At 40.3% G+C, this 24,106-nt stretch carries 19 protein-coding genes and 3 pseudogenes; 18 read left to right on the forward strand and 4 right to left on the reverse strand.

The genetic code is table 11. The annotated features are described in order from the left end of the window. Positions 1–8 precede the first annotated feature (8 nt). Together NYR89_RS09985 and yidC are read left to right on the forward strand one after the other, a co-directional pair. On the forward strand, positions 9–638 hold the full coding sequence (locus NYR89_RS09985) for a LysR substrate-binding domain-containing protein (protein ID WP_279445684.1): 630 nt from the start codon (positions 9–11) through the stop codon (positions 636–638). 140 nt (positions 639–778) lie between these two features. Then, positions 779–2,398 carry a membrane protein insertase YidC gene (gene yidC, locus NYR89_RS09990; protein WP_279445685.1) on the forward strand — a complete coding sequence of 540 codons (1,620 nt, stop codon included), beginning with the start codon at positions 779–781 and terminating at the stop codon, positions 2,396–2,398. Between the two features lie 150 nt (positions 2,399–2,548). On the opposite strand, the gene NYR89_RS09995 is transcribed toward yidC, so the two are convergent. After that, complete coding sequence (locus NYR89_RS09995; protein ID WP_279445686.1) at positions 2,549–3,751, reverse strand: aromatic amino acid transporter; 1,203 nt, start codon at positions 3,749–3,751, stop codon at positions 2,549–2,551. A gap of 199 nt (positions 3,752–3,950) precedes the next feature. Here NYR89_RS09995 and NYR89_RS10000 point away from each other — a divergent pair, with 199 nt between their 5' ends. Beyond that, positions 3,951–4,571, forward strand: coding sequence for a MerR family transcriptional regulator (locus NYR89_RS10000; RefSeq protein ID WP_279445687.1), 621 nt, complete (start codon positions 3,951–3,953; stop codon positions 4,569–4,571). An 89-nt stretch (positions 4,572–4,660) separates the two neighbouring features. Here NYR89_RS10000 and gshAB read toward each other — a convergent pair whose 3' ends face one another. The 3 genes and pseudogenes from gshAB to NYR89_RS10015 form a co-directional block, all read right to left on the reverse strand. Continuing rightward, entirely contained in the window at positions 4,661–6,934 is a 2,274-nt protein-coding gene (gene gshAB / locus NYR89_RS10005; protein WP_279445688.1) for a bifunctional glutamate--cysteine ligase GshA/glutathione synthetase GshB, read from the reverse strand. A gap of 151 nt (positions 6,935–7,085) precedes the next feature. Continuing rightward, the gene (gene asd / locus NYR89_RS10010; protein ID WP_279445689.1) at positions 7,086–7,979 is read right to left on the reverse strand and encodes an archaetidylserine decarboxylase; all 894 of its coding nucleotides are present in this window, start codon (positions 7,977–7,979) and stop codon (positions 7,086–7,088) included. 156 nt (positions 7,980–8,135) lie between these two features. Next, positions 8,136–8,433 (reverse strand): annotated as a pseudogene (locus NYR89_RS10015) (ComEA family DNA-binding protein). Between the two features lie 373 nt (positions 8,434–8,806). Between NYR89_RS10015 and NYR89_RS10020 the strand changes: the two are divergent. From NYR89_RS10020 to glmM, 15 genes and pseudogenes are all read left to right on the forward strand, one after another. Next, positions 8,807–10,288 (forward strand): LysM-like peptidoglycan-binding domain-containing protein, encoded by a 1,482-nt coding sequence (locus NYR89_RS10020; RefSeq protein WP_279445690.1) that lies wholly within the window; start codon positions 8,807–8,809, stop codon positions 10,286–10,288. Positions 10,289–10,365: 77 nt separating this feature from the next. Then, positions 10,366–10,788 carry a GlcNAc transferase gene (locus tag NYR89_RS10025; protein WP_279445691.1) on the forward strand — a complete coding sequence of 141 codons (423 nt, stop codon included), beginning with the start codon at positions 10,366–10,368 and terminating at the stop codon, positions 10,786–10,788. An 81-nt stretch (positions 10,789–10,869) separates the two neighbouring features. Then, entirely contained in the window at positions 10,870–11,907 is a 1,038-nt protein-coding gene (waaF, locus tag NYR89_RS10030; protein WP_279445692.1) for a lipopolysaccharide heptosyltransferase II, read from the forward strand. Between the two features lie 75 nt (positions 11,908–11,982). Next, entirely contained in the window at positions 11,983–12,942 is a 960-nt protein-coding gene (rfaC, locus tag NYR89_RS10035) for a lipopolysaccharide heptosyltransferase RfaC (RefSeq protein WP_279445693.1), read from the forward strand. A gap of 123 nt (positions 12,943–13,065) precedes the next feature. Further along, positions 13,066–13,440, forward strand: a complete 375-nt coding sequence (rpsL, locus tag NYR89_RS10040; RefSeq protein ID WP_005543325.1) for a 30S ribosomal protein S12 — start codon at positions 13,066–13,068, stop codon at positions 13,438–13,440. Between the two features lie 137 nt (positions 13,441–13,577). Continuing rightward, positions 13,578–14,048 carry a 30S ribosomal protein S7 gene (gene rpsG, locus NYR89_RS10045; RefSeq protein WP_279445694.1) on the forward strand — a complete coding sequence of 157 codons (471 nt, stop codon included), beginning with the start codon at positions 13,578–13,580 and terminating at the stop codon, positions 14,046–14,048. A gap of 103 nt (positions 14,049–14,151) precedes the next feature. Further along, positions 14,152–16,257 carry an elongation factor G gene (fusA, locus tag NYR89_RS10050; RefSeq protein ID WP_279445695.1) on the forward strand — a complete coding sequence of 702 codons (2,106 nt, stop codon included), beginning with the start codon at positions 14,152–14,154 and terminating at the stop codon, positions 16,255–16,257. 62 nt (positions 16,258–16,319) lie between these two features. Beyond that, positions 16,320–17,503 (forward strand): annotated as a pseudogene (tuf, locus tag NYR89_RS10055) (elongation factor Tu). Positions 17,504–17,668: 165 nt separating this feature from the next. Further along, positions 17,669–18,424 (forward strand): tRNA (N6-threonylcarbamoyladenosine(37)-N6)-methyltransferase TrmO, encoded by a 756-nt coding sequence (gene tsaA / locus NYR89_RS10060; protein ID WP_279445696.1) that lies wholly within the window; start codon positions 17,669–17,671, stop codon positions 18,422–18,424. Between the two features lie 42 nt (positions 18,425–18,466). Beyond that, positions 18,467–19,174 (forward strand): SIMPL domain-containing protein, encoded by a 708-nt coding sequence (locus NYR89_RS10065; protein WP_279445697.1) that lies wholly within the window; start codon positions 18,467–18,469, stop codon positions 19,172–19,174. A 136-nt stretch (positions 19,175–19,310) separates the two neighbouring features. Then, the gene (gene aqpZ, locus NYR89_RS10070; RefSeq protein ID WP_279446676.1) at positions 19,311–20,000 is read left to right on the forward strand and encodes an aquaporin Z; all 690 of its coding nucleotides are present in this window, start codon (positions 19,311–19,313) and stop codon (positions 19,998–20,000) included. 74 nt (positions 20,001–20,074) lie between these two features. Then, positions 20,075–20,215 (forward strand): hypothetical protein, encoded by a 141-nt coding sequence (locus NYR89_RS10075; RefSeq protein WP_164997540.1) that lies wholly within the window; start codon positions 20,075–20,077, stop codon positions 20,213–20,215. 145 nt (positions 20,216–20,360) lie between these two features. After that, entirely contained in the window at positions 20,361–20,957 is a 597-nt protein-coding gene (slyD, locus tag NYR89_RS10080) for a peptidylprolyl isomerase (RefSeq protein ID WP_279445698.1), read from the forward strand. A 123-nt stretch (positions 20,958–21,080) separates the two neighbouring features. Continuing rightward, positions 21,081–22,608, forward strand: a pseudogene (gene ilvA / locus NYR89_RS10085) (threonine ammonia-lyase, biosynthetic). 71 nt (positions 22,609–22,679) lie between these two features. Continuing rightward, positions 22,680–24,011, forward strand: a complete 1,332-nt coding sequence (gene glmM / locus NYR89_RS10090; protein ID WP_279445699.1) for a phosphoglucosamine mutase — start codon at positions 22,680–22,682, stop codon at positions 24,009–24,011. Positions 24,012–24,106 lie beyond the last annotated feature (95 nt).

The following is a 24,106-nucleotide window of genomic DNA, read 5'->3' on the forward strand; positions in this document are numbered from 1 at the left end:
GCAAAGAGATGCACGATAAACATTGTTTGGTACACGGGCATTTACGGGTGGATATGCCGATGCTGTTTGCCGAGCAACTTTTTATTCCGAAATTACCTGATTTTTATCAGCGTTATCCGCAAATTAAACTGACATTAGGCATTAGCGATCGGGCGGTGAATATTGCTCAAGACGGGGTGGATTGTGTGATTCGGATCGGCGAAGTATATGATCAAACGTTAATTGGGCGAAAATTTGCCGATTTTGACTTTGTGACCTGTGCTTCACCTGCCTATCTAGCCGAATACGGTGTACCGCAAACACCGAGTGAATTGGAAGATCATCGCCTAATCGGGTATTTTTCCGATATAAACGGCACGCGACCTTTATGTTTTCCGCAAATGGAAATAAATCAATTTCACTATTCAGCAAATGGAGCGAACGGGATTGTCGCAATGTTAAAAGCTGGTTTGGGTATCGGACAACCGTTACGTGCTTTGGTACAAACTTGGCTGGATAACGGTGAATTGGTTGAAATTTTAACCGATTACCCACGCCCGAGTTTGCCGGCTTATTTATTGACGCACGAACGTAAACAAAGTGCAAGATTACGTGCATTTAGCGATTGGGTATGGGAACAGTTTGCTCATTCGTCATAAGCGGTCGACTTTGATCAACTTTTTACAAAATTCTTGCTAAATCCGACCGCTATTCGCAAAAGGCGGTTGGATCTAGTGCCAACCTATTATAAAATGCCTTTCTTTTTATCCATTTCATTCCTAACCAAGAGAATTTTCAAATGAATTCAAACCGTAGTTTATTGGTACTAGGGCTGTTATTGGTGTCTTTCCTCGTGTTCACTCAGTGGAAACAGGATTTTGACCCTGAAATTCAGGCGCAAAAACAGGCTCAACAGCAGGCTCAACAACAATCAGATGTTCCGGCAAGATCAAATTCAGCAACGACTATTGCAGATAGTGCGACAAAAGGTAAAACAATCACCATTCAAAGTGATGTATTACGTTTAACTATCGACACTTTAGGCGGTGATGTTATTGCTTCGGATTTACTTGCTCATCAAGCAGAATTAAATTCAGCAACACCGTTTAAATTATTAAAAACGGATGGTACGACTTATGTCGCTCAAAGTGGCTTAGTTGGTAAAAACGGAATTGATACCAATGCCGGTCGTCCTCAATATCAAGTAGCACAAGATTCATTCGTATTAGCTGACGGTCAAAATGAAATCAGCGTGCCGATGACGTTTGAAAAGGACGGCGTGCTTTACACGAAAACATTCGTATTAAAACGTGGTAGCTATGATGTGGCGGTTAACTTTAATGTTAAAAACCAAACATCAGCGACCGTTGAAGTTCAACCTTATGGTCAAATTAAACATACTTTAGTTGAAAGCTCAGGCGACTTAACTATGCCGACTTATACCGGCGGTGCGTATTCTTCATCGGAAACCAACTATAAAAAATATAGTTTTGATGAGATGGCAAAAGCGAACTTAGACATCAACACTAAAGCAGGTTGGGTTGCATTATTACAACACTACTTCGTTTCTGCGTGGGTTCCTAACCAAGATGCGGAGAATACGCTTTATTCACGTACTAATAATGGTATCGCAACCATCGGTTATCGTGGTCCGGTAACAAATGTTGCACCGAATAGCGAAGCAACAATTACTAGCCAATTATGGACTGGTCCAAAAGATCAAAAAGAGATGGAAGCAACCGCAAGAAACCTTGATTTAACCGTAGATTACGGTTGGGCGTGGTTTATTGCGAAACCGTTATTTGCATTACTCACTTTCATTCAAAGCATTGTGAGCAACTGGGGCTTAGCAATTATTGGTGTAACGATTGTTGTAAAAACCATTCTTTACCCATTAACAAAAGCACAATACACCTCAATGGCAAAAATGCGTATGTTACAGCCGAAAATTACGGAAATGCGTGAGCGTTTCGGTGATGATCGCCAACGTATGAGCCAAGAGATGATGAAACTTTATAAAGAAGAGAAAGTAAACCCAATGGGTGGTTGTTTACCGATTCTTATCCAAATGCCGATTTTTATCGCATTATATTGGACCTTTATGGAAGCGGTAGAATTACGTCACGCACCATTCTTCGGCTGGATTCAAGACTTATCAGCACAAGACCCATACTACATTTTCCCACTCTTAATGGGTGCGTCAATGTTCTTGCCGCAGAAAATGTCGCCAAGTCCGGTGACTGACCCTGTACAACAAAAAGTGATGACGTTTATGCCGGTAATATTTACCGTATTCTTCTTATGGTTCCCATCAGGCTTAGTGCTTTACTGGTTAACCTCAAACATTATTACGATCGTTCAACAATGGTTAATCTATCGTAACCTTGAGAAGAAAGGTTTACATTCTCGTCATAAATAAGTGATAAGTTTAAGATAGTAAAAGGGGCAACAAATGTTGCCCCTTATTTTTTGGTTTATGATTTAACCACAGAAAACACAGACTGTACGAATATATTTAGCTGTAATAGCAAGTTTCTGTATAATCAGTATATTCCGTGGTTAAAAATCTTTAGCCTTTAAACATTGGTAACATTTCATACATTGAAAGGAAATGGAACACTGCAGTACATACACCGAATAAGAATACCAGTCCAATCATAAAGAGATTACCTTTTTTCGCTTTATAAGCTAATAACGCCGGAATCATACAAGTCCAAAGGGTTGCTACCGCACCAGCATATCCAATTGCTTTTAAAAAACCGAGTGGAGAAAGTAACGAGAAGATAAGCGGAGGTAAGAAGGTTACTGCCCATGCTTTTGTTCTGCCTGATTTACTCTCATCAAACTTAAAGAAATCTGCCAAGAAGTCGAATGTACCTAGCCCCACTCCGATAAAAGACGACAGAATTGCGACCATAGAAAATGCATTAATCGCTTGTTTCACATATGGTGATTGCACTACTTCACCAATCGTATTTAATAATACGTCTAAATCACCGTTACTTGCGATAACCGGCGCAAATTGCGCGCGTGGTAAATTGCCGAAAATGCTGATTACCCAAAGTAAATAAAGCACTAAAGCAATAAGTGTACCGCCGGCAATTGCGTATTTCGCTTTCTTCACTTCACCATAATAAGCACGCATTGAAGAGACAGAATGATGGTAACCGAAAGAGGTTAATGCAACCGGTAACATCGCTAACGCATATTTGGCGTATTCACCGCTATCGTTTTGCTGATCGAATAAGATATTGCTATCAATATTGCTGACTAAGCCCGAGATACTGAATGTAAACGACAATGCCATAAAGATAATTAATAGCACCGAAATACGATCAACTAAACGAGTAGAGTGCCATACAAAGAACGAGAAAATCAGCACGAATAGCACAGACCAGATACGAGATCCGAATCCACCGAAATCAATCGCTGACTTGGTTAGGTTCTCTAAAATTCCACCGGAAGCGGTGGTATAAGCATAAAGTAAAATCCCGCCGACAAAATAAACCGCAAGGTTATTTAATGCATTAATCTTATTACCTAATAAGTCTTTGGTAACGGTATTGAAAGACGCGCGTAGGTCATAGCCTTTATAAACATCAAGGAGTAACCAGCCTGAAAATGTCATCACAATCATGGTGAAAGCAAGTGTAAGAATAGACCACATTGTCCAAGCTCCTGCACCGGAAGTTGGAAGCCCGAGCATACCGGCTCCTACACATACACCTGCGATAATACAAGCACCACCAAAAAGTGTTGGCTGTTTTTTCATAAAATATCCTATTGAAGTAGTACATTAAAGTAATAGTATTCTGCCATAAACTAACTTATTAAAAAATAGTCTTATACAGAAAAAGTGTATTTTTATCATGGTAAAACGCTATTTTTCGCTAAATAGTGAATACTAAAACTTTACGCTTTTGAATAGATTGTCTAAAATAGATCCAAAATCGGATCCAAAGGAACTTATTATGTTGAAGATGAACGATCTTTCCAAATTAACTAACACGCCTAAATCAACCATTCTTTATTACATTAAAGAGGGATTGTTACTGGAACCTTTGAAAGATAAACCGAACTTTCACTTATATGATGAAAGTAATATCCAATTAATTGAATTTATCAAATATCTTCAAGCAAACTTTAATGCCACTATTTCACAGATTAAAACGGTTTTTGCCCAGCCGGATTTTGATCTGAATAATCCTTATAAAAGTTTAATGGGATCACTCGATATTTTAAATGGTATGGATGATGCTCATTTACTGGCAAGCGAGATTTGTTCGGAGTTTGGTATTACAGAAGTTGAATTGGATGAGTTTGTGGAAATGGGCTTAATGAATCCAACAAATGGAAAGTTTAGTGAGAGAGATCGTGATATGTTAGCGATTTTGAGCCATTGTGATGCTCAGGAATTTCAATTATTAGAAAGCTATGCGGCAGTGGCGAAAAATTTAGCGCGTCAAGAAATGGCAATCGGTGGAGAAATTCTGATGCAAGAAGAAGGGCAAGAAGAGCGTTTGAAACACTTTTTCAATATTTTATTGTTATTAAAGCCATATATCTTAAATTCACAATTAGTTAAGTATTAACTCTTACTTTTCACTATTTAGCGATATCTACCATGTTATAAGCGGTCAAATTTGCAAAATTTTCTGTAAATCTGACCGCTTGATTGCTATTAAGGCAGTTCAGAGAACAGCATTTTTAACACGGCTTTGGTTAAGCGGCGAGATTTTCCTTGGTAAGGGAAAATATGCATCATCATCATCGGATTAAAGTTTGCTTCAATCACACCCCATGAACGCAGAGACGGTTCAGCGACTTTAGTTAAATCTGGAATGATTAAATCCACGCCGCAGACTTTTGCCCCCATCGCTTTGGCAATACCGACCGCTAATTGTTTATAGCTGTCGTGCATTTGCTCAGTCATATCAATTGAATCGCCACCGGTACTGATATTCGAGTTGGCACGTAATTGTACGATTTGTCCTTCAGCCGGAATCGAATCAGGTGTTAAACCTTGCTCTTTAAGCTGAAGCAATTCAATGTCACCGAGGGCGATTTTTTTCAATGGTGAACGAGAGCCATCACCTCGTAGCGGATCGCTGTTTTTCGCTTCCACCAATTCACGTACCGTATGTATGCCATCACCTTTTACATTCGCCGGCACACGCAACAATACCGCTAGAGTTTCATCGCCTAGCACAAAGAAACGATATTCGGTACCGACTAAATAGTCTTCCACCATCACTTCTTTATCTTCACGGAAGGCAATTTCAATCGCTTTGGCAAAATCAGCTTTATCCGTCACGCCTTGTTGGAAAATCGTAATGCCTAGACCGTAATTAGTTGATTTCGGCTTAATCACCACCGCTTTACCTTCAAATAACGGATAGTGCGCCACCGCTTGTTCAACAGAGGTAAATTCAACACTTTTCGGCACATTAAAACCGGCTTTTGCTAACACTTTTTTGGTCACGACTTTATTTTCCATAATTAATGGAGAAATGTACTGATCGTGACTGGTCATATTGCCGTTTTTCACATATTCGAGATGATCACCGAATTTAAGTGCGAGGAACTGATCGTTTTCATCCAGCAATTCGATCTGTAAGCCTTGTTGGATCGCATCAAATAATAAAGCCTGTGTAGAAAGCTCCATATTATCGAAAGCGGAAATAGCATAAAAACGCTCGAACGCTTGCGCTTTATATTGTTGAGCAAGTTTTGCTCCGAGTGCTTTATAGTCGCCGGCTTGTTCAATTGCGGCTAATAAACGACCGTTTACCGTTTGGCTCGGATCAGCAAATTGAGCTAGTTTTTGTTGTAATAAATCTTTCTCGCTTTGTGGTGCCGAAAGATCTTCTAACATTGCCAGCATTAGGTTAAGGATAGCTTCACCCTCTGCTTGGAACGCTGTGTGCGCACGAGGATCTTCAAGTGCAACTTGGTATAGTTTTTGTTTGCCAAGTTCGACTTCTTTTTGACCGCTTGTTTCATCCATCCATAACATTGCAAGTAAGAACAGATGAATAAATTTGGCATCGGCGAGCTCGATACCGTAAGGCGAGAACGGGTTGAGATCAAATAAACGGAATTCCGCATATTTAACCCCTTCCTCAAGCAATTCGCGTGCTTTTTTCGCGCCACGCAAACGTACGTTTGAATAGAATTCTTTTTCCGCTAATAAATCACCGCTTGCCACAAAATGTTCTAGCGATTCGACATATTCTTGCAAGCTATCGTGATTGATTACTACATGAGGCGCATTTACATAGCCATATGGACTAGAACGTAAACTACGTACTAATTGTCCTTCTGCAAGCGGTCGATTTTCGCCAAAATATTGCGCCTCTACGGTTGGTGTTGCGACCAGCAAATAGACCAGAATCCATTGATAACGTAAAAAGTTATTGGCTAATTTCATATATAACGCATTGCGGAACGCAATTTTATCGCTGTATCCCGTTTGTAATGCAAATGCGCTCTCGACAAACTCGTCAGAAATTTGGAAATTGTAGTGGATACCGCTCACCATTTGCTTGTATTTGCCATAAATGGCAGAAAGGTGTTCACGATATTTCACGTCCCATTCGTTATCTAATTGTGCTTCTTTGATCTCGGATTCCGGTGGTAAACCGGCAGGCATACTGAATGGAAAAATATATTCATCATCAGGTAATGAACGTAACGTTACCTCGTGAATAGCCGATAGCCAACGATATGTGTCTTCCAATTTATCGTTTGGCGGCGTGATTAGCTCAAGTTGGCTTTCTGCAAAATCGGTTTGAATATATGGATGATAACTGCGGTTACCAAAAACGCTAGGATGAACAGTTGTAACAATATTCCCTTTATTATCAATGCGTTGGCTTTCTTTCTCAATGCCAAATTTGCCTTGTTGGAACAGTAAACCAAGTTGATGAGTTTTAATTAGTTGTTGTAATTTCATAGCTTTCCCTTTCGCGATAAATGCGTTAGACGAAGTTTTGCTTCTAAAATAACATACTTTTTTGGTTGGGTTTATAGCTGATTGGTAAGATAGTAGATGATTTTGTTATAAAAAAGCACGATTGTTATAATCGTGCTCAATTAAAAGGAGGTTATTTAATCACTTTCGCCAAACGTTCACCCATTCGAGTTTCTACGCCGGCTTGTAGGTGTGCTTCGAATTCAACTCTGTCTTTCGGGAAGAGGTTAATTACGGTTGAACCTAAGCGGAAAGCACCCATTTCCTGACCTTTTTTCAGGTGCACGGCAGTTTCGCCGGTGGTCTCATAGTGATATACCACAACATCTTTCGCACGAGGTGGATTAATCACGCCAGCCCAAACGGTACTCATACTTGCCGTAATTGTTGCACCGACAAGAATTTGCACCATCGGTCCGAATTCAGTTTCAAATTCACAGATTACACGTTCGTTACGCGCAAATAAATTTGGCACATGCTCAGCTAAGAACGGATTGACCGAGAATAATTCGCCCGGCACATAAATCATTTTACGCAATGTTGCATCACACGGCATATGTACACGGTGGTAATCGCGCGGAGATAAATAAGTGGTAATAAAATGGCCGTCTTTAAATTTATTCGCCATTTCTTGATCGTTCGCTAATAAAGTCTCAAGGGTGAAAAAATGACCTTTAGCTTGCAGTAAACGATCATCTTCAATTTTGCCTGATTCACTGACTTTACCGTCTGCCGGTAAGCAAAGTGCTTGTGCGTCTTGGTTAATCGGACGAGCATTTTCTTTTAACGGACGAATAAAGAATTCATTAAAGGTTGCATAATCAGATGCATTGCTTTTTTGTGCTTCCGATAGGTTCACATTATATTGTTTAGCAAATGCACGAATAATAAAGTGGGTCACGGCACCCCATTTTTGTTCTGCCAGCCAACCTGCTAACTGCGTGACAGGTAATTGTGGGAAAATATACTGAAATGCGACTTTTACACGTTGCCAATAGGTAGGCATAGAGTATGGTTTTAAAGACATTAAATTGTATCCTTTTTGTTCAATTGCATAAATAGTGGCGAAGTATAACAGAAAGGAAAGTGAATTGCCTAATGTTATAAAGAATGCCGAACCGACATACGTGGAGATGATAGAGGAATTAGTTGTATGTTATTCGGTTCGGCAAATTTTAGTATGTTATTCTAATGTGATACGTTCACGATTTTTATCCAATGTTGCTTTACCGATACCGGATACTTCCGTGAGTTGTTCTATATTTACAAATGGACCATTTTTCGTTCGATATTCAACAATAGCAAGTGCTTTTTTCTCTCCAATACCAATTAGCTTGTCTTGAATTTCTGCTTGCACTCGCAGTATTGATATTAACTTGATATTGATTTATGGAAGGATTTGCGTGTTCGGTTGTTAGATTTTGCATCACAGGTGTGGGGTCCATTACCACTGCATCGGTTTTATCTCTAGCTATAACCATATTCGTAGTAAATAAACCTAGCAAGAGGCTAAAACTCATTTTTGCTACTTTTTTCATAGTAAGTGTCTCCTTTTATTTAAGTTTAGTCGTTATTTTTTTACTTTACCTGAGTGAATGCTTATAGCTCAATTTCTCAAATATATTTTTGCGATCTTGATCGAGAAATAAATAAAATTTGTTGTCATAAGTATCTGATATGCTGTAAGCAAATAAAACTTTTGTATTAAGAATAGGGATATTTGCTAGAAATTTAGTAAATATTACCGCTTACTGACAGAAATTTTCCGAAAAAGCGTGTGCCGATCGAGTAGAAATACTTTAAAATATGAATTCTTCATTTTGTTTTTATTCTAATTTTATTTGGATACTTTAAATGTCACACAACAATTTTCGTAAAGAGCCAACATTTGGTGAACCGTCAGTAACTAATAATGCTCCTCAATCTGCAAAACAGGTTGCGGAAAAAATCAATTCGGAAGCGACAAAAATTATTAATAATCTTTCAGTATCATTACATTCAAACAAAGCTCCCGGTCATACTTTTACACCAATGATGAAACGCCCGGTAGATGCAACGACCCCATTAAAATCAATCGAGGAAACTCAACAAGTGAAAACAGAAATCAATTCAACAGAATCAGTGAAGCAGTCATCTGTCGTGCCTGAAAACACTATAGAAGCAGAGTCTATAAAGTCTACGTTGACGACAGAGCCTGAGCATATTAAATCAGCGGCTAAAAGTGCTGGTTTTGCGTTCTCTCCGGTTACAGAAGCCGAAAATCTAGAAAAAAATGAATCGGTAAAAGAAGAAAAAACAGGAGCAGAGGAAAAACCTAAAATGAATACGAATGAGATAGAACGCGTAGTGCCTAGCTTAAATGCAACTAAGCCTGAAACTGTAGCGATAAAAGCAAAATCATCTTCTAAATATCAACGTTTAGGTTTAGTTGTCGCATTGGCGGCTATCTTAGCGGGCATCTTCTTTTGGTTAAAACCAAATGCACCGGAAACTGTAGAAGAATTACAAACTCAGCAAGGTGGTTCATTGCCGATTGAGTTCCGTCCAGTCGATGAAGAAGAAGCGAAACGTGCTGAAGCACAAGCTAAAGCCGAACAAGAAGCATTAGCTCAACAGCAGGCTCAAACCCAATCGGTAAATGGTGAAGGTGCGACTACAGCTGTAACACCAGAACCATCTGCGACAACAGATATGGCTCAGAGTACGCCAACAACAGCATCGAGCGAGAATACATTGCCAGCAGAAAATGAGTCTACTATTCCTACAACGCAACCATCTTCAAATACGGTTGTTGCTCCAGTTGTGAATAAACCTGTTGTTAATAAACCGGTTGTTCAGCCTCAAGTATCTAAACCTAAAACACAGGGGAGTGTTATTCATCAAGCTGAAACGAAAAAAGCTGAAGTTAAGAAAGATGAAGCTAAAGTAGAGAAAGTAAAAGCAATCACAGCTGATGAATTTAATGCGAAAAAAGCCAAAAATGTGCAACTTGATCAGTTAGTAAAAAATGTAGAAACGGGTAAACCTGTTGTTACAGAAAAAGTAGTCGCAAAACCGGCAGTAAAACCAGCAATTGCAGTGTCTAGCGGCGGTGTAGTTGGTAGTAAAACTTTAACTGTGCCGAAAAGTACGTCTTTAATGCAAGTATTCCGTAATAACCAATTAAATATTTCGGATGTAAATGCAATGAGCAAAGTAAATAATGTCGTGAGTAACTTAAAAGTCGGTGAGCGTGTTACAGTTCGTTTAGATAAAAATAATCGTGTTGTAGAAATGAGTATCGGTTCTGGTGGGAAATTTACTCGTCAAGCCGATGGTAGTTATAGCTTTAAATAATGTTATATCAGTAGAGCAACGTGTGGTCGTTGCTCTTTTTTTCTCATTAGGTTGAGAAATAAAGGGGAGAGATTCAAATGGATTTAGCGAAAAAAAGCAAGCTGATTCTGCCGATAAGTCTATTAATGCTTACTGGTTGTAAGCCTCTGGAAGCACCGATTGAACAGGTACAGAAAGCATTACCGTCTGAAAATACGAACGAGAAAATAAGTATCATAAAAAGCCAAACGGCAATAGAGTTTATTTGTAAAGGCGATATTGCAATTAAAGTACAACGTTATCAACCTAAAAAAAATGACAATCCGAAGCCTAGGATATCCGGTACTCAGGCAATCTCGGTCACTTACGGGAATACCAAGCATACACTTTCACCGGTTGTGACGAAAAACGGTAATAAGTATAGTAATATTCGATGGATATGGTTTGAAGGATTTGATGGCGTAGCCTCTCTTTCCGATAACAGTGGTAACGTATTAGCAAGTGACTGCAAAGCTAAATAACAATAAGTGGTTACATTTACTTAGATTTTTACAAGTTTCTAGGTAAAAATAACCGCTTATTATTTTGAGGAAGAGGACTCAATGAATATCTTAGTTATTGGCCCGTCTTGGGTCGGCGATATGATGATGTCGCACGCACTGTATCAACAACTCAAAATTCAATATCCGAATTGCCAAATTGATGTGATGGCGCCGGATTGGTGTCGTCCGTTGCTCGCTCGAATGCCGGAAGTTAGGAAAGCGATTTCGATGCCGATTGGGCATGGTTCGTTCCGCTTGTGTGAGCGTTATCAATTAGGAAAGTCGTTGAGAAATCAATATGATATGGCGATTGTTTTACCTAATTCGCTAAAATCAGCATTTATTCCACTTTTTGCCAAAATTGCGGTACGCCGAGGCTGGAAAGGCGAAAGTCGCTATTTCTTTTTAAATGATTTGCGTAATAACAAGCAAGATTACCCGATGATGGTACAACGTTATGTCGCATTGGCTTTTGAGAAAAATACCGTGCTGGATGCTAAAGCATTGCCGATACCGGTACCTTATCTACAAACGCAAGTGGATGAGATCACTGCGACCAAAGCGAAATTCGCTAAACAGTTTGAATATGCCGAACAGCGTCCGGCAATTGGTTTTTGTCCGGGAGCAGAATTCGGGCCGGCAAAACGTTGGCCGCATTATCATTATGCGAAATTGGCGGAAATGTTGATTGAAAAAGGCTATTCAGTACATTTGTTTGGCTCAAATAAAGATAAAGAAGTTGGCGAACAAATTCGTGCAAGTCTAGCGGACAATTTACAGCGCTATTGCGTCAATTTAGCGGGACAAACCGATTTAAATCAAGCGGTTGATTTAATTGCCGATTGTTGTGCGGTAGTCAGTAATGATTCCGGACTAATGCATATTGTCGCCGCACTTGGTAAACCGCTGGTAGCGCTTTACGGGCCAACCAGTCCGCAATACACACCGCCACTTTCCGATAAAGCAGTGATTATTCGTTTAATCGAAGGCAGTTTGATTAAGGTTCGTAAAGGCGAAGTCGCCGAAGGCTATCATCAGAGCCTGATTGATATTGAGCCGAAAATGGTCATTGAGAAATTAGAGGCACTATTAGGCTAATTGCAAGCGGTCATTTTTTGCAAAAATTTTGCAGATTTCGACCGCTTGTTTGTATTCATAATAAAAGATAAGTAAATGAAAGTTTTAGTTGTAAAAACATCTTCTATGGGAGATGTAATTCATACTTTACCTGCATTAACAGATGCTCAAAAAGCAATGCCGAATATTCAATTCGATTGGGTGGTAGAAGAAAATTTTAGTGAAATTCCGCATTGGCATTCGGCGGTAGATAAGGTTATCCCGTTAGCGATTCGCCGTTGGCGTAAGAACTTGTATAAGCGGCAAACTTGGTTGGAATGGCAACATTACCTAAAGCAACTTCGCTCGGAAGAATATGATGCGGTGATTGATGCACAAGGATTGATTAAAAGTGCAGTATTGGTAACCAAGCAGGCAAAGGGAACAAAATACGGCTACGACAAACATTCTGCTCGAGAAGGGTTAAGCGACCTGTTTTATGATCAAACTTTTAATATCGCTTACCAACAACACGCCGTAGAACGGATTCGAAAGTTATTTGCTAACGCACTGAATTATGCACTTCCCGATGGATTAGGTGATTATGGTATTGCCTCGCATTTTGCAAAAAAATCTGAAAATTCAACCGCTTATCTGCTTGCGATTCATGCGACAACTCGAGCGGATAAGCATTGGAAAGAAGACTATTGGCGAGAAGTAATTCAAGAATTAAGCGTACAAGGCATCGAAGTTCGTTTGCCGTGGGGAAATGCACAAGAAAAAGAACGAGCGATGCGTTTGGCGGAAGCGAGTGCCAATGTGACGGTATTACCGAAATTGTCTCTCACTGAATTAGCGGAACAAATTGCCGGTGCGAAAGTCGTGTTGTCGGTGGATACCGGTTTGAGCCATTTAGTCGCGGCATTGGATAAACAAAACGTGATTTTATACGGTGCAACTGACCCAAAATTAATCGGCGCTTACGGCAAAAATCAGCATTATCTGACCGGAAACGGTATGGCGAATATTTTACCTTATCGTGTCTTGCAAACCTTAGAAACGCTGATCACAGAATAATCAATTTATCCCGTGGTGAATACTTGACTTTTAGTCCGTATAACACTAGAATTTACCGTCCTTTCGTCTTTGAAAGGATGTTTTTTTAATTTTATTTTTAATAATTTTAACTGGAGCTTTTAAATGGCAACTATCAACCAATTAGTACGCAAACCGCGTGTGAAAAAGGTTGTAAAAAGCAACGTTCCTGCATTAGAGGCTTGCCCGCAGAAACGTGGCGTGTGTACTCGTGTATACACTACTACACCTAAGAAACCGAACTCAGCATTACGTAAAGTATGCCGTATTCGTTTAACAAATGGCTTTGAAGTAACTTCATACATCGGTGGTGAAGGTCATAACTTACAAGAACACAGTGTTGTATTAATCCGTGGTGGTCGTGTTAAAGACTTACCGGGTGTGCGTTATCACACTGTACGTGGTGCACTTGACTGTGCAGGCGTTAAAGACCGTAAACAAGGTCGTTCTAAATACGGCGTTAAACGTCCTAAAGCTTAATGGATCTCCGTTAAGTAAGGCCAAACGTCTAAATTAATCAAAAAATTTAAACCATAAACTCCAGTCAATCGTGATGTGCTATCACACACAATAGATGAGTTTTGGATTATCCTGAATATATAAACGGAGTATTTGCAATGCCACGTCGTCGTAGTGTTGAACCTCGCAAAATTCTTCCAGATCCGAAGTTCGGTTCAGAATTACTTGCAAAATTTATTAATGTTTTAATGGTAGATGGTAAAAAATCTACTGCAGAATCAATTATTTACGGTGCTTTAGAAACTTTAGCACAACGTACTGGTAAAGAAGCTTTAGAAGCTTTCGAAGCGGCGTTAGAAAACGTACGTCCAACAGTAGAGGTTAAATCTCGTCGTGTTGGTGGTTCTACTTACCAAGTACCAGTTGAAGTTCGTCCAGCTCGTCGTAACGCATTAGCTATGCGTTGGATCGTTGAAGCGACTCGTAAACGTGGTGACAAATCAATGGCATTACGTTTAGCTAACGAACTTTCAGATGCAAGAGATAACAAAGGCTCAGCTGTTAAGAAACGTGAAGACGTTCACCGTATGGCTGAAGCAAACAAAGCGTTTGCTCACTACCGTTGGTAATCGCTTAGCTTTACATCTTAAAGGCTTCATCCAAATATGTGGTGAAGCCTTACCCTTATTAAGAATTTTAATTTAAATCCCCAAACAAGGTAATAAATAAAAAATGGCTCGTATAACTCCTATTGAGCAATATCGTAACATCGGTATTAGTGCTCACATTGATGCAGGTAAAACAACTACCTCTGAGCGTATTTTGTTCTATACAGGCGTAAGTCACAAAATCGGTGAAGTTCACGATGGTGCGACAACAATGGACTGGATGGAACAAGAACAAGAGCGTGGTATCACGATCACATCTGTCGCAACGACAGCATTCTGGTCTGGTATGTCACAACAATACAAACAGCACCGTATCAACGTTATCGATACTCCAGGACACGTAGACTTTACTATCGAAGTAGAGCGTTCAATGCGTGTTCTTGACGGTGCGGTAATGGTTTACTGTGCGGTAGGTGGTGTTCAGCCTCAATCTGAAACTGTATGGCGTCAAGCAAATAAATACCAAGTTCCACGTATTGCGTTCGTAAATAAAATGGACCGTACAGGTGCAAACTTCTTACGTGTTGTTGAGCAAATCAAAACTCGTTTAGGTGGTAACTCTGTTGCATTACAACTTCCTATCGGTGCGGAAGATAGCTTCAAAGGTGTAGTTGACTTAATCAAAATGAAAGCAATTAACTGGAATGAAGCTGACCAAGGTATGACTTTTACATACGAAGATATCCCTGCGGATATGCTTGATGCATGTGAAGAACGTCGTGCGATGTTAGTTGAAGCAGCGACTGAAGCATCAGAAGAGTTAATGGAAAAATTCTTTAGTGGTGAAGAGCTAACTGAAGAAGAAATCAAAACAGCATTACGTCAACGTGTATTAGCAGGCGAAATCATCCCTGTTTGCTGTGGCTCTGCATTCAAAAATAAAGGTGTTCAAGCAATGCTTGATGCAGTAATCGATTATTTACCGGCACCGACTGATATCCCAGCAATCAAAGGTATCAACGAAGATGAAACTGAAGGTGAGCGTCACGCAAGCGATGATGAGCCATTTGCGGCATTAGCATTCAAAATTGCAACTGACCCATTCGTAGGTAACTTAACATTCTTCCGTGTTTACTCTGGTGTAATCAATTCTGGTGATACAGTTTACAACTCAGTAAAACAAAAACGTGAACGTTTCGGTCGTATCGTACAGATGCACGCTAACAAACGTGAAGAAATCAAAGAAGTTCGTGCGGGCGATATCGCGGCGGCAATCGGTTTAAAAGATGTTGGTACAGGTGACACCTTATGTGCACAAGACGCACCAATTATTCTTGAGCGTATGGAATTCCCAGAGCCAGTAATTTCTGTAGCAGTAGAACCAAAAACTAAAGCTGACCAAGAGAAAATGGGCTTAGCATTAGGTCGTCTTGCACAAGAAGACCCTTCATTCCGTGTTCACACAGATGAAGAGTCAGGTGAAACTATCATCTCAGGTATGGGTGAGTTACACTTAGATATCATCGTTGACCGTATGCGTCGTGAATTCAAAGTTGAAGCGAACATCGGTAAACCACAAGTATCTTACCGTGAAACTATCCGTACACGTGTTAACGATGTTGAAGGTAAACACGCAAAACAATCTGGTGGTCGCGGTCAGTACGGTCACGTTGTAATCGACTTATACCCATTAGACCCAGAAGGTCCTGGTTACGAGTTCGTGAACGAGATCAAAGGTGGTGTGATTCCTGGTGAATTTATCCCAGCAGTTGATAAAGGTATCCAAGAACAACTTAAATCTGGTCCATTAGCGGGTTACCCAGTAGAAGACATCGGTGTACGTTTACACTTCGGTTCATACCACGATGTTGACTCATCTGAGTTAGCGTTCAAACTTGCGACGTCATTAGCGTTTAAAGCGGCGTTCGCAAAAGCTAACCCAGTATTACTTGAGCCAATCATGAAAGTTGAAGTGGAAACTCCACCAGACTACGTTGGTGATGTAATCGGTGACTTAAGCCGTCGTCGTGCAATGGTTAACGGTCAAGAAGCGAATGAGTTCGTTGTTAAGATCAATGCAGAAGTTCCATTATCAGAAATGTTTGGTTATGCAACAGACTTACGTTCACAAACTCAAGGTCGTGCATCTTACTCAATGGAACCATTAAAATACGCAGAAGCACCTACAAGTGTTGCTAATGCAATTATTGAAGCTCGTAAAGCTAAATAATTTATCTTTTAACTTAAAGCCTCAGCAATAGGGCGGAGGCTTATTTCTAGGAAGCTATCAAAGTGTCTAAAGAAAAATTTGAACGTACAAAACCCCATGTAAACGTGGGTACAATCGGTCACGTTGACCATGGTAAAACAACTTTAACAGCGGCGATCACAACTGTATTAGCGAAACACTTCGGTGGTGCGGCACGTGCATTCGACCAAATCGATAACGCACCAGAAGAAAAAGCGCGTGGTATCACCATCAACACTTCACACGTTGAGTACGATACAGAAACTCGTCACTACGCACACGTTGACTGCCCGGGACACGCGGACTATGTTAAAAACATGATCACAGGTGCGGCGCAAATGGATGGTGCAATCTTAGTAGTAGCGCGACAGACGGTCCAATGCCACAAACTCGTGAGCACATCTTATTAGGTCGCCAAGTAGGTGTACCATACATCATCGTATTCTTAAACAAATGCGACATGGTAGATGACGAAGAGTTATTAGAATTAGTAGAAATGGAAGTACGTGAACTTCTTTCTCAATACGATTTCCCAGGTGATGATACACCAATCGTACGTGGTTCAGCGTTACAAGCGTTAAACGGCGTGCCAGAGTGGGAAGAAAAAATTCTTGAGTTAGCGAACCACTTAGATACATACATTCCAGAGCCAGAGCGTGCGATTGATAAACCATTCTTATTACCAATCGAAGACGTATTCTCAATCTCAGGTCGTGGTACAGTAGTAACAGGTCGTGTAGAACGTGGTATCATCAAATCAGGTGAAGAAGTTGAAATCGTAGGTATCAAAGAAACTACGAAAACAACCGTAACTGGTGTTGAGATGTTCCGTAAATTATTAGACGAAGGTCGTGCGGGTGAAAACGTTGGTGCATTATTACGTGGTACAAAACGTGAAGAAATCGAACGTGGTCAAGTATTAGCGAAACCAGGTACAATCACACCACACACAGACTTCGAATCAGAAGTTTACGTATTATCAAAAGAAGAAGGTGGTCGTCATACTCCATTCTTCAAAGGTTACCGTCCACAGTTCTACTTCCGTACAACGGACGTAACAGGTACAATCGAGTTACCGGAAGGTGTTGAGATGGTAATGCCAGGCGACAACATCAAAATGACAGTAAGCTTAATTCACCCAATCGCGATGGACGAAGGTTTACGTTTTGCGATTCGTGAAGGTGGCCGTACAGTAGGTGCGGGCGTTGTAGCGAAAATTGTTAAATAATTAGGTTTTGACTTAATATTTAATCAAGCGAAAAGCTAGAGAAGGCGTGTCGAAAGACACGCCTTTTTGTTTGAAGTAAGCGTAATTTATCGTATGAACTTTTAGGATAACTTGCCTAGCTTTCTTCTCATCCCATCTATTATCTATCTCAAGTAAGTATATTTTATGATTTCTGCCCAACTTTCCATTAAACCGATCGGAATTGTTTATAGTCCTTATGATGAAAAATTTTCTATACCGCGTCAGCCAAATTTAGTGAATGAAGGAAAAGGTATATTAAAGCTACTACCGCCTTATAATTCGCCTGATGCGGTGAGAGGTATTGAGCAATTTAGCCATTTGTGGCTAATTTTCCAATTTCATCAAATCCCCGAGCGAGAATGGCATGCAACGGTACGTCCGCCTCGTTTAGGTGGGAATGAACGGATAGGTGTGTTTGCTAGTCGAGCGACACATCGTCCAAATCCGATTGGCTTATCTAAAGTAGCATTAGAAGGTGTTGAGATTAGTAATGGAGAAGTATTATTAAAACTAGGTAGTGTGGATTTAGTTAATGGTACGCCAATTCTAGATATTAAACCTTATATTGCGTATGCCGACAGTGAACCTGATGCGCGTTCCGGTTTTGCGCAAGATAAACCGCAAGCCAAACTGGCGGTTGAGTTCTCGGAACAAGTATTACAAGCGGTCAAATTTTGCCAAAATTTTGCAAATTTCGGTATTACACAGCCACTTGATTTTATTCGTAATGTGATTGAGCAAGACCCTCGTCCGGCTTATCAACAAGGTAAAATTACTGGGCGGATTTATGGCATGAACCTTGCCGGCTATAATATTCGTTGGCAAATTTGTATGCAAAACGCCAATAAAGCTATCGTTCTGAATATCGAAAATGAACTTAATGGGAAAAAGCCCCTCTAAGCTAGCACTTTGAGTTGAACTCATAATCATCGAGGAGACAGGATGAAATTACAAAAAATTCTTGCAATTTTACCGCTTGCTTTCACTAGCATGGTAAGTCATGCCGAAGAAAAAGCAACAACAAACAATATGCCAACTCAATTTTCCTTCTCTACGGAAGTGAGCCGTACAGTAGAGAAAGACTTAATGCGAGCAATGGTTTATAGCCAGAAAGTCGGCAAGTCATTATCAGAACTTAAATCAACGGTATCGACAAATCTGAACAAAGTGATTGCGGATGCGAAACCTTATATGGGCATTAAAATTCAGACGGAAGGTGTGAGCAGTTACCCTAATTATAATCAAAAAAATAAAGTAGATGGCTGGGTGGTAGAAGGCCGAATTCTGTTTGAAACCAAAGATTTTGTTGCGATGGCGAAAGTGCTGGATAATTTAGGCGATGAAGTGGCGATTAGTCATATTTCATTTAGTGTTTCGCCGGAAAAAATGGCGGCATTGGAAGATGAAATGACCTTAGATATTATCAAACAATTTCAGCATAAGGCGGAAGTAGTACAGAAAGGCTTAAATGCGAAACGTTATACCTTAAGCCAAGTACAATTAGAAACGCCTAATGGTGAAGGTATGCATCAACGCCCGATGATGGCGATGGCAAAAAGCAGTTATGCCGCACAGGAGAGCAGTTTGCCACTTGAAGCGGGCAGTGAAACGATTTCAGCAAGAGCATCCGGTACGGTGACCTTCGAGTAAGCGTTATTTTTTCTAAGAAAATGTGTAGTGTTATTTGCATTAGACGTTTTTTAGAAGGACTATCGAATTTAATTTGATAGCATTGGAAAGCACAGACATATCTGTGTCATTTAATTTCATTTTTAAGGAAACAACAATAATGAAAAAATATTTCGCCGAGTTTTTCGGTACATTTTGGTTAGTATTTGGTGGTCACGGTAGTGCAGTTTTAGCGACAGGTATTCCGGAGTTAGGTATTGGTTATGCAGGCGTATCACTGGCATTTGGTTTAACCGTATTAACCATGGCTTATGCAGTAGGTCATATTTCAGGTGGTCACTTTAACCCAGCAGTTTCGATTGGCTTATTAGTAGGTGGTCGTTTTAATGCAAAAGATTTAGTGCCTTATATTGTGGCACAAGTTGTCGGTGCGATTGCGGCAGCAACAGTGTTATATACGATTGCTTCGGGCGCAAGAGGTTTTGATGTTACGGCTGGTTTTGCAAGTAACGGTTTTGCAGAACACTCACCTCACGGTTATTCAATGGTGGCGGCACTTGTGATTGAAGTGGTGTTAACCGCATTCTTCTTAATTATCATTATGGGTGCAACCGACAAACGTGCACCGGCAGGTTTTGCACCGATTGCGATTGGTTTAGGTTTAACGTTAATTCACTTAATTTCAATTCCGGTAACTAATACTTCGGTAAATCCGGCTCGTTCAACCGGTGTTGCATTATTCCAAGGTTCTTGGGCGATTGAACAATTATGGTTATTCTGGGTTGCACCAATTTTAGGTGCGATTATCGGTGCATTAGTATATCGTTTTATTGCTGAAGAAAAATAAGCTTTAGTATCGTATAATTATGCGGCGCTATTTCGGTAGCGCCGCATTTTGTTTATAAGAGATATAGGATAAATATGAAATCGTTACTTAAACTTTTGGCGCTTACTGTAGGCTGTGGTCTATTAAGCGGCTGTTTAGTCACTTCGGTTGTGAGTGGTGTTGTTGGGACGGCTGTTGATGTAGTTGATACGGTTACACCGGATATTACCGATTAATTTTGTACATTTCGTGTGAAATCAGACCGCTTGTTCTAACTAAGCGGTCATTTTATTTCTATATTTTTGCAAACCTTTGCAATTCTGTGATAAACCGCTACAATAAATCGTATTTTTACCTAAATATATAAAAAAGGAATCTTTAATGAAAATCGCAAAAAATGTTGTTCCAAGCATTGCTTATCAAGTTCGTACGCAAGATGGCGTGTTAGTTGATGAAGCACCGGTAAACCAGCCGTTAGAATATTTACATGGTCATAACAATCTTGTTGAAGGTTTAGAAAAAGCACTTGAAGGCAAAGCAGTTGGTGATGTTTTTGAAGTTCGCGTTAAACCGGAAGAAGGTTACGGCGAATACAACGAAAATATGGTTCAACGTGTACCAAAAGATGTATTTATGGGCGTTGATGAGTTAGAAGTCGGTATGCGTTTTATCGCTGATACGGATTTAGGTCCATTACCGGTAGTTATTACTGAAGTTGACGGTGATGAAGTTGTGGTAGACGGTAACCATATGTTAGCAGGTCAAGAATTACTTTTCTCTGTTGAAGTGGTTGCAACACGTGAAGCGACACTAGAAGAAATCGCACACGGTCATATTCATTCAGGTCACGAACACGGCGGTTGCTGTGGTGGTCACGGTGAGGAAGGCGGTTGCGGATGTGGCGGTCACGATCATGATCACGAACATCACCACCATCATCACGATCACGGCGTACGCGGTTGCGGTGGTCACCACTAATTTAATTAATTTCTTATTGGCGCAAGCGGTTATCGCTTGTGCCTTTTTAGTTTTTTTCAAATCAAACTGACGTACCTCTCAATACGCCGATAGTCAAAATATAATAAAATACAGAGCAGTGTTATGAGCAATCCAACCATTCAATCCGGCACAGATTATCTCCGTGCTATCTTAAGTTCAAATATCTATGATCTTGCACAAGTCACACCACTCCAAAAAATGGAAAAACTTTCTGAGCGTCTAGGTAATCAAATTTTTATCAAACGTGAAGATCGCCAACCAGTACACAGTTTCAAATTACGTGGTGCGTTTGCGATGATCTCAAATCTTTCAGCCAGTCAAAAAGCGGCAGGCGTTATTACCGCATCAGCAGGAAATCACGCTCAAGGTGTTGCACTTTCGGCAAAACATTTAGGACTTCGTGCCTTGATCGTAATGCCACAAAATACACCGGCAATTAAAGTGGATGCAGTAAGAGGATTCGGTGGTGAGGCGTTATTATTTGGTGCTAATTTTGATGAAGCAAAAGCGAAAGCATTGGAACTTGCCGAAGAACTTGGTATGACTTTTGTACCACCGTTTGATCACCCAATGGTAATTGCTGGTCAAGGCACAATCGGTATGGAATTAGTACAGCAACGTTCTGATTTGGATTATGTGTTTGTGCCGGTCGGTGGTGGTGGTTTAGGCGCTGGTATTGCGGTATTGATTAAACAGGTTTTACCGAATGTGAAAGTGATTGGTGTTGAATCTAAGGATTCAGCTTGCTTAAAACACGCATTGAAAGTGGGCAAACCGGATAATTTGGAGCGTGTCGGTTTATTTGCAGACGGGATTGCGGTCAGACGTATTGGTGATGAAACTTTCCTCTTATGTCAGCAATATATTGATGAAGTGGTATTGGTCGATAATGATCAAATTTGTGCCGCAATGAAGGATATTTTTGAAAATGTACGTGCAGTAGCAGAGCCTTCTGGGGCGACTTCATTAGCCGGCTTAAAGAAATATATCAAAGAGCATCAGATTGAAGGTAAAAACTTTGCTTGCGTGCTTTCAGGTGCGAATTTAAATTTCCATACGTTACGTTATGTTTCGGAACGTTGTGAAATCGGTGAGAAACACGAAGCCTTATTAGCGGTAACCATTCCGGAGCAAAAGGGCAGTTTCTTAAAATTCTGTGAAATTTTAGGTAATCGAGCAGTAACCGAATTTAATTATCGTCATTCTGATGATCATAAAGCGTGTATTTTTGTCGGCGTGCGTATTAGCGGTAGTGCGGAAAAGGTAGAGATTATTCGAGATTTACAGCGAGCATGGTTATGATGTCACCGATCTTTCCGATGATGATATTGCAAAAACACATATTCGCTATATGGTAGGTGGTCGTCCATCAACAGTTAGCCACGAGCAACTTTATAGTTTTGAGTTCCCTGAACAAAAAGGGGCATTATTAAAATTCTTACAAACATTAACCGATTGGGATATTTCTTTATTCCATTATCGTGCACATGGTGCCGATTATGGCGATATTCTTGCAGCATTCACGCTAGCTGAAAATGACGTATCTCGTCTTAATCAACATTTGGATCAATTGGGATATCGTTATCAAAATGTAACGGATAGCCCGGCATATCAATATTTTCTAAAATAGTAGTCAGAATTATTGATTAGAATGACTGCTTCGTTGGCAGTTTTCATTTTTCTTTTAAAGGATATAAAACAATGGCAGAGCGTAAATATTTTGGTACGGATGGAGTCCGTGGTAAAGTCGGTCAATTCCCTATCACACCTGATTTTGCCTTAAAATTAGGTTGGGCGACAGGTAAAATTCTTGCAACACAGGGGACTAAACAAGTTTTAATCGGTAAAGATACACGTATTTCCGGTTATATGTTGGAATCCGCATTAGAAGCCGGTCTTGCGGCTGGTTTGTCAGTTGCATTTGTCGGTCCAATGCCAACGCCTGCAATTGCTTATCTTACCCGTACTTTCCGTGCTGAAGCAGGTATTGTGATTTCTGCATCACATAACCCATATTACGATAATGGTATTAAATTCTTCTCAAATGTTGGGGAAAAATTACCGGATGAAGTTGAAGAAGCGATTGAAGCACTTTTAGATCAACCGATGGATTGCGTTGAATCGGCACAATTAGGTAAAGCGACTCGAATCAATGATGCGACCGGTCGTTATATCGAATTCTGTAAAGGCACATTCCCAGCAAATGCGAGTTTAAAAGGCTATAAAATCGTAGTGGATTGTGCAAACGGTGCAACTTATCACATCGCACCTAATGTAATGCGTGAACTAGGTGCTGAAGTGATTGAAATCGGCACGAAGCCGGACGGTTTAAATATCAATGAAAAATGTGGTGCAACCGATATTAAAGCATTACAAAAAGTCGTGGTTGAATCAGGTGCGGATGTCGGTCTTGCTTATGACGGTGATGGCGACCGTATTATGATGGTGGATCATTTAGGGAATAAAGTAGATGGCGACCAAATTCTGTTTATTATTGCACGTGAAGCATTACGTTCAGGCAAATTACACGGCGGTGTAGTCGGTACGTTAATGAGTAATATGGGCTTAGAAGTGGCATTAAAACACTTAGCGATTCCATTTACTCGTGCGAATGTTGGTGACCGTTACGTCCTTGAACAATTAAAAGAAAAAGGCTGGAAATTAGGCGGTGAAAACTCAGGTCATATTATCGTGTTAGATAAAAATACGACTGGTGACGGTATTATCGCTTCACTTGAAGTGCTTGCGGCGATGGAAGCACATAAAATGAGTTTAAATGATTTAGCACGTGCTGTGCCATTATTCCCGCAGGTACTCATTAATGTACGTTTTGAAGGCGGTAAAAATCCATTAGAGAGTGATGCGGTAAAAGCGGTTGCGACAGATGTAGAAAAACGTTTAGCCGGCAAAGGACGTATTCTGTTACGTAAATCTGGTACAGAGCCATTAATTCGTGTAATGGTGGAATGTGAAGACGGTGCATTGGCACAAAGCTGTGCGGAAGAAATCGTTGAAGCGGTTAAAAATAACTAACTAATGACAAGCGGTTGAATTTTTGCAAAAATTTGCGGAAACTCGACCGCTTTTCTTATAATGGTTTCTGTGGTATTACTTGCCGGGAAAGCCTG

It is taken from the genome of Actinobacillus arthritidis, assembly GCF_029774155.1.
Classification (GTDB): Bacteria; Pseudomonadota; Gammaproteobacteria; order Enterobacterales; family Pasteurellaceae; genus Actinobacillus; species Actinobacillus arthritidis.

Excerpts from the sequence above, each read along its gene's own strand:
- slyD (WP_279445698.1), top strand. The coding sequence starts at position 20,361 with ATGAAAATCGCAAAAAATGTTGTTCCAAGCATTGCTTATCAAGTTCGT.
- waaF (WP_279445692.1), top strand. The coding sequence starts at position 10,870 with ATGAATATCTTAGTTATTGGCCCGTCTTGGGTCGGCGATATGATGATG.
- yidC (WP_279445685.1), top strand. The coding sequence starts at position 779 with ATGAATTCAAACCGTAGTTTATTGGTACTAGGGCTGTTATTGGTGTCT.
- NYR89_RS10020 (WP_279445690.1), top strand. The coding sequence starts at position 8,807 with ATGTCACACAACAATTTTCGTAAAGAGCCAACATTTGGTGAACCGTCA.
- NYR89_RS10065 (WP_279445697.1), top strand. The coding sequence starts at position 18,467 with ATGAAATTACAAAAAATTCTTGCAATTTTACCGCTTGCTTTCACTAGC.
- gshAB (WP_279445688.1), bottom strand. The coding sequence starts at position 6,934 with ATGAAATTACAACAACTAATTAAAACTCATCAACTTGGTTTACTGTTC.
- NYR89_RS10000 (WP_279445687.1), top strand. The coding sequence starts at position 3,951 with ATGTTGAAGATGAACGATCTTTCCAAATTAACTAACACGCCTAAATCA.
- rpsG (WP_279445694.1), top strand. The coding sequence starts at position 13,578 with ATGCCACGTCGTCGTAGTGTTGAACCTCGCAAAATTCTTCCAGATCCG.
- tsaA (WP_279445696.1), top strand. The coding sequence starts at position 17,669 with ATGATTTCTGCCCAACTTTCCATTAAACCGATCGGAATTGTTTATAGT.
- NYR89_RS09985 (WP_279445684.1), top strand. The coding sequence starts at position 9 with ATGCACGATAAACATTGTTTGGTACACGGGCATTTACGGGTGGATATG.
- NYR89_RS10075 (WP_164997540.1), top strand. The coding sequence starts at position 20,075 with ATGAAATCGTTACTTAAACTTTTGGCGCTTACTGTAGGCTGTGGTCTA.
- NYR89_RS09995 (WP_279445686.1), bottom strand. The coding sequence starts at position 3,751 with ATGAAAAAACAGCCAACACTTTTTGGTGGTGCTTGTATTATCGCAGGT.
- rfaC (WP_279445693.1), top strand. The coding sequence starts at position 11,983 with ATGAAAGTTTTAGTTGTAAAAACATCTTCTATGGGAGATGTAATTCAT.
- rpsL (WP_005543325.1), top strand. The coding sequence starts at position 13,066 with ATGGCAACTATCAACCAATTAGTACGCAAACCGCGTGTGAAAAAGGTT.
- fusA (WP_279445695.1), top strand. The coding sequence starts at position 14,152 with ATGGCTCGTATAACTCCTATTGAGCAATATCGTAACATCGGTATTAGT.
- asd (WP_279445689.1), bottom strand. The coding sequence starts at position 7,979 with ATGTCTTTAAAACCATACTCTATGCCTACCTATTGGCAACGTGTAAAA.
- NYR89_RS10025 (WP_279445691.1), top strand. The coding sequence starts at position 10,366 with ATGGATTTAGCGAAAAAAAGCAAGCTGATTCTGCCGATAAGTCTATTA.
- glmM (WP_279445699.1), top strand. The coding sequence starts at position 22,680 with ATGGCAGAGCGTAAATATTTTGGTACGGATGGAGTCCGTGGTAAAGTC.